The organism is Verrucomicrobiota bacterium (genome assembly GCA_027622555.1).
In the GTDB taxonomy this organism is placed as follows: Bacteria; Verrucomicrobiota; Verrucomicrobiia; order Opitutales; family UBA2995; genus UBA2995.
This window is the reverse complement of record JAQBYJ010000206.1, coordinates 1-5100: the sequence shown is the minus strand read 5'-3', so window position 1 is coordinate 5100 and position 5100 is coordinate 1. Positions and strand designations below refer to the sequence as shown.

The 5100-nt window shown below is 48.9% G+C and carries 5 protein-coding genes; all 5 read right to left on the bottom strand.

Translation table 11 applies throughout. The annotated features are described in order from the left end of the window. Nucleotides 1-29: 29 nt before the first annotated feature. Nucleotides 30-524, bottom strand: coding sequence for a hypothetical protein (locus O3C43_24585; GenBank protein ID MDA1069666.1), 495 nt, complete (start codon nucleotides 522-524; stop codon nucleotides 30-32). 157 nt (nucleotides 525-681) lie between these two features. Beyond that, nucleotides 682-1107, bottom strand: a complete 426-nt coding sequence (locus O3C43_24580) for a hypothetical protein (GenBank protein MDA1069665.1) — start codon at nucleotides 1105-1107, stop codon at nucleotides 682-684. Between the two features lie 162 nt (nucleotides 1108-1269). Then, the gene (locus O3C43_24575) at nucleotides 1270-2061 is read right to left on the bottom strand and encodes a phosphatidylserine decarboxylase (protein MDA1069664.1); all 792 of its coding nucleotides are present in this window, start codon (nucleotides 2059-2061) and stop codon (nucleotides 1270-1272) included. A 321-nt stretch (nucleotides 2062-2382) separates the two neighbouring features. Further along, a complete protein-coding gene (locus O3C43_24570; GenBank protein MDA1069663.1) occupies nucleotides 2383-3486 on the bottom strand; it encodes a DUF4339 domain-containing protein in 1104 nt (367 codons plus the stop codon). Nucleotides 3487-3999: 513 nt separating this feature from the next. Further along, nucleotides 4000-4953: a nitrilase family protein gene (locus O3C43_24565; GenBank protein ID MDA1069662.1), complete on the bottom strand. Its 954-nt coding sequence runs from the start codon at nucleotides 4951-4953 to the stop codon at nucleotides 4000-4002. Nucleotides 4954-5100 lie beyond the last annotated feature (147 nt).

Sequence of the window (5100 nt, the reverse complement as noted above, 5' to 3'; positions counted from 1 at the left end):
TGGTTTTCCAAAACTTTATCATGCGCATTTTACGGACAACCAGCGGCTTTTCGAACAGGGTCTAAATAGGTTGTGGAAAACGCGCTCTTACCCGGGATGGTGTCCTTCAGTTGTCCACTGAATAACGGGATGCTGAATCCGATAAGTATACCGGGTGTCAAGGCCAGTGTGCCAGTTGCGACTACGGTGAGAGCCGGACTACCCGTAACCAGGGGCAGCCAGGATTGCTCATATATCCAGGCAGCCACTCCGGTGAGAAGCAGGGCATAAACTCCGGTCGAGATCTCAAATATCCACAGGCGCTCTTGCTGACGTGTAGATATTTTTGCGCCGATACCGATTCCCAAAAGAAAGGTGGCAAGGATGGTTGCCTGCACATAAAAAAGATCACCGAACAAGGTGGTGAGCATGCGAATGATCAATACCTCATAAGCAAGCGCGCAGGCGCCCGAAGCCAGCGCAAGCTGGATCAGTGCCGCGGCCCGAATTTTACTGCGTGGAGGGTTGGGATGCTTTTCGCTCATTGGGTCAATCGAGGGTGAGTCGAAGGTCGAATTTCCATCCGATTCTTTCTTCCGCTCTTATTCAATAATTGGATACCCACTTGAATTAATTCGAGTTGAGGTAGCAAGTGATTTTCCGGCAATCAGCCGGACCCTTCAGGCTTGTGACCCTATTCACTTAATTGGGTTTGTTTTCTGTCAGGAGCCTTTCTTCCCGGAACTTTTTCAAAATCCTGAGAGAGTTTTGATAGTATAGGTCGGTTTCGATGGCTTTAACGTTGTAAGGTCCCCAGACATCATCCCGGAGACGTGGCGCGAAATCATCCAGATTTTCCTCGAAATAGACAATCCCTCTACTGACTATTTCCCTTGCCGTATTGAATTGGTTTTCCAGCAAGTAGAGTTCGCCTAACTTCTCGTATGCATAGTATTTGGTTGGGTCAAAGGATAGAAAGTGAAGCAGTGCTTCAATGGCTGCCTGGTTATTGCCAACTTTTGCATAGTAGATGCCGAGGAAAAAGTAGCCTTCACCGTAAGGGTCAATTTCGATAGAGCGCTTACTGAGAATCCCGGCATCCTCAATGTCTTTATCCGGAGATTCCAATACCTCAATTGCATTTCGGAGAAGCGTTATTTCGAGGGGGGTTTTTATGGAATTTGAAAGATACCGAGGATAGGCTGAAGCAGCCCAAAAAAGCGCACGCGCGTGAGATAAATGGAGATGACAGTGATTACCGCGTATAGCAGCAAGTTAAGCTGCCAGAGATTAATACTCCGCAATAACGGTTTGGCCGCCATAGACGTACTCTCCCATACTGGTTACGATCTCCAACCCTGGGGTATCTTCGATAAAAATGTCGGTTTGGGATCCCCAGGTGATATAACCAATCTTCTCACCTCGCTCGATGTTCTCTCCCTCGTTTATCCACGTGAGCAATTTGCCCAGCCAGTAATCTGCGATTCTTATCAGTATAATGGTGGCGCCACGCTCATCCTCGAACTCCATCACATCCCGGGCGCTTTTCAGAATATAATCTCCCTCCTTTTCCAGATCAAACGGTGGAATACCGAACAACTTTTTTGCAGTGACCACGCCAGGAATTAATTGGCTTTTGATGATTTTAAGCTCCATGTCATCCATCACCATGTGCGGACCATTAAATATGCGGTGCTCCAGGAGTTGCCCGTTGGTGGGCATACGCGAGATGTGAACCCCTTGTGTATTCATGTATATTCCGATCAGATACCCGTTTTTGAAACTGGTTTCGGAAGATTCGGTTTTCAGGTGTTCGTTAATTGGAACAGAGACCCCTTCCTTAGTGCTGACAGGCATCATTCCATTATCAATTCGTTTGACGTAAATAACCGTTCCGTCCGCTGGTGAGACGATCACATTTCCGTCAGGAATTTTGCGCTCCGGGTCCTTGATCCACCCATGATTCATCACGTCGGTAACTTTGGCCAGTTGGAGCAGGAACACTAGTACCGTGAGGAGCAATAGGCCCACCACGAAAAGTCGTCGTTGTCTTCGTTGGGAATTCTGCACTTTATCAATCAAAGAAAATTGGGATGGATTTTAACAGGCTGGACGATATTGCCATCTTCAATGCGTGTCGAGTCCTCTGAGACAATGACGGCGGGAACATTTTGAGTCATATGCTCCTTCGTTGGCAGGGTTATGGCTACGGTACTTTTCAGCGCGAGCTTGTATTCGCCTATTCGACTTGAAATTCCCCTTTGAGGGTCAAATTGAAACCCCAAAAATCCCGAGCCGCTTTTTTCAATATATTACCGTCCCAGGTCGTACATTTATGTGATATAAGTTGGAGTAACTGCTATTTCGCAACAGGTACCACAACCTAGCACGCCTGCAGACTCCCTAGCGTTTTAAACTATCAAGCTTCCCTGGGATGGAAAGGATTGCACGCCAGAGCTCAAGCGGAAGTGACGAGATTAAAAACATGAAGTAAGTTATAATCGGTAACAGGGCAGCCGTTAGCACAACGCCCAAGCCGGAGAGGCCGGGGCCACCAAGTCCGGGAATCGGCACAACGGGTAGCATCTGTCCGAGCATTCGTACGAACGCGGAATTCGGAGCGAACATGCCTACCAGCAAAATCAAGGCACCAACTACTCCGAAAAGAGCAAACACCAGCGGCACCAGTTTGAGCAAGCCTTTGAGAAAAAATGCAAGAATACCTATGGCTTCTTCTCCGGCGCTTGCCGAACCACTTTGAACGGAAGCCAGTTGAGGGTTTAATGAAACCGCTGAAAAAAACGTAAGGAGAGTTGCGGATACCAAGGCCACGATTAATACAGATACCCCACCACCTTTGATGGATCCTACAATTCCTCCAAGAAGAACCATAAACGCAGCAAGGATGGTAAGCAGGCCGACACAATCCAGGAACGCCAAAGAAGATAACCTACTCGGCGTACTTTCAATCAGTTTGTCCGAGGCATCGAGAAACTTGACCGCTGCGAATTGAGCTACCGCCAAAGCAATAAGAAAGCCAAGACCACCAAGAAATAGGCCGAAGGAGTTATGGCGAATCGCGGCAACCACGGCTGCGATAAAACCGAGTGCACCGCCGAGAAGCACAGCATACTGCCCGAAATGTTTGGCTAAATTGAGAGAACTATCCACCAGAGCCGGTGTAAGAAAACCACGGATAATTCCGAGCAACTTGCCTACCCAGTCCGCAAGGAAGGTGCCGGCAAAAGGCAGAGGCTTTTTAGCCGAACCAGTTTTTTTAGGCTCATCACCAGCTGGGACGGATTTATCAGCAGCCGCAGGCTTTTCTTTCGCGGCAGTTGCCGAGCTCCCGGAGCTGATGGTTGAAAGAGCAACCCAATTGTCATCGCCTTCCGCACAGACTTGAGGGTCTGCAGGAATTTCGCCGTTACTGGACAAGGTGCGAATCTCATCCAAAGAGGAGGGACCAGCTTTCTGGCCGTCTGAATCAAGGTACTGATATTTCATATTTTTTGGGTTAAAGAAGTTGAGGAATACCGTAGTTGCTTTCTGGACTCATTGAAAGCGAAAATTTTAAGCGGTTCGTGGACGGTGTGATTCCTTGAGCCTGGGTAAATCCCTGACGGCGGTTTTGGCAAAACCGCCCTACCTAAGTTACATAAATCCAAGGTAGGGACCGATCGCCGAGCGGTCCGCTTCAGATGAGTTTGAAAAAAAGAAGGCAACTGCGTCCTCGCAGTGCCGTGTATTTCCTGAACGTTCGGCGGCAGAGCCTGCCTTCGCGCAAGGCTACGGCACGGTGCGACGGGGGCTCCCATGTCATCTACCTGTTTGTCAGTTTGGAAGCCGGAAATTGTTACAATAGTGGTATTTGTCCCCGTATTAATAATTGTACCCTCCTGGACGGTGTTATTCTTGACGGCGCACGAGCGCCAAGCCTCAGGCTAGGCTGTCGTTTCAATAGTGCCGAGCTGGGGCTCAGCGTTCCCGGGAAAACGCCTTCTAAAAAGCATCATACTATTAGGTAAAACGAGCGTCTCGTGCGGAAATTTCCTCCCCAGACGGGTTAGCAATTTCCCGATAAAGGTCCGGTCGGCGTCCACGCATCCATCGCCGCCCCGAGCTTTTTTCAAGAAGATCGGTATCCAGTTCGGCAATCACCATGGCATCGGCCGCTTTCCAGGTTTCTGCAAGGATACGTCCATAAGGGTCGATGATCATCGCATTGCCGGTTCTTACTTCATTGTCATCGATTCCGACTCCATTGCTAAAGATAATAAACAACCCGTTATCGTGCGCACGGGAAGGAAGCCAACGCATCAACCACCCTCTTCCATTGGGGCCCTTTAATGCTTCCTCTATTGCAATGGGGTCCTTGTGACGATTTTCCCAGAGCTTGGTGTCTATACGTTTCATACCATGCGGACTTCCCGATTCGCAGCCACCGGTCTGATGGGGAGCCAGCAGAATATCGGCACCTTTCAGGGCGGTAACACGCACGTTCTCAATCAGGTTGTTGTCATAACATATCAGCACACCCACTTTGTAACCCAAATGGGTATCGAACACAGTGTATGAATCCCCACTCGTCATGTGCTCGCTAATGAAAGTATGGAGTTTCCGATGACAGTGAATACTACCATCGGGTTGGACGACCACGTAAGCATTGTATAACCGGCCATCCGCGCATTGCTCTATTAACCCAGCCCCAAGAATCAGCTTATGCTGATTTGAAAGCGCTTTTAGAATTTGGACAGATGGACCTGTTTCCACGTTTTCGGCCAACGCCACAATCTCCCCTTTCTTCAAATTACGCACATGCCAGTAGCCCGTTATGCACATCTCGGGAAAGACGATGATCTCAACCTCCTGAATAGCTGCCTCCTCACAGAAACGAGCAATCGTTTTTAAATTGGCCTGTTTATTTCCAGGGAGGTGATTAAATTGAACAGAAGCGGCTTTGATCATGGGCATAGGCGATGAAGGATCACGGTATTTTTATTTGGCCCGGTGATTGACGATCATTTGGAACGGGATGCCTGGATCATGCTGGGATTTTTCCTGCATGCACGGCCAGGAAGCATCCGGATAGAAACTTGCCTTGAGCGAAATGAGGCAGAC

Bases quoted from the DNA above. Each gene is read 5' to 3' on its own strand.
- O3C43_24585 (MDA1069666.1), bottom strand. From the start codon at position 524: ATGAGCGAAAAGCATCCCAACCCTCCACGCAGTAAAATTCGGGCCGCG.
- O3C43_24570 (MDA1069663.1), bottom strand. From the start codon at position 3,486: ATGAAATATCAGTACCTTGATTCAGACGGCCAGAAAGCTGGTCCCTCC.
- O3C43_24565 (MDA1069662.1), bottom strand. From the start codon at position 4,953: ATGCCCATGATCAAAGCCGCTTCTGTTCAATTTAATCACCTCCCTGGA.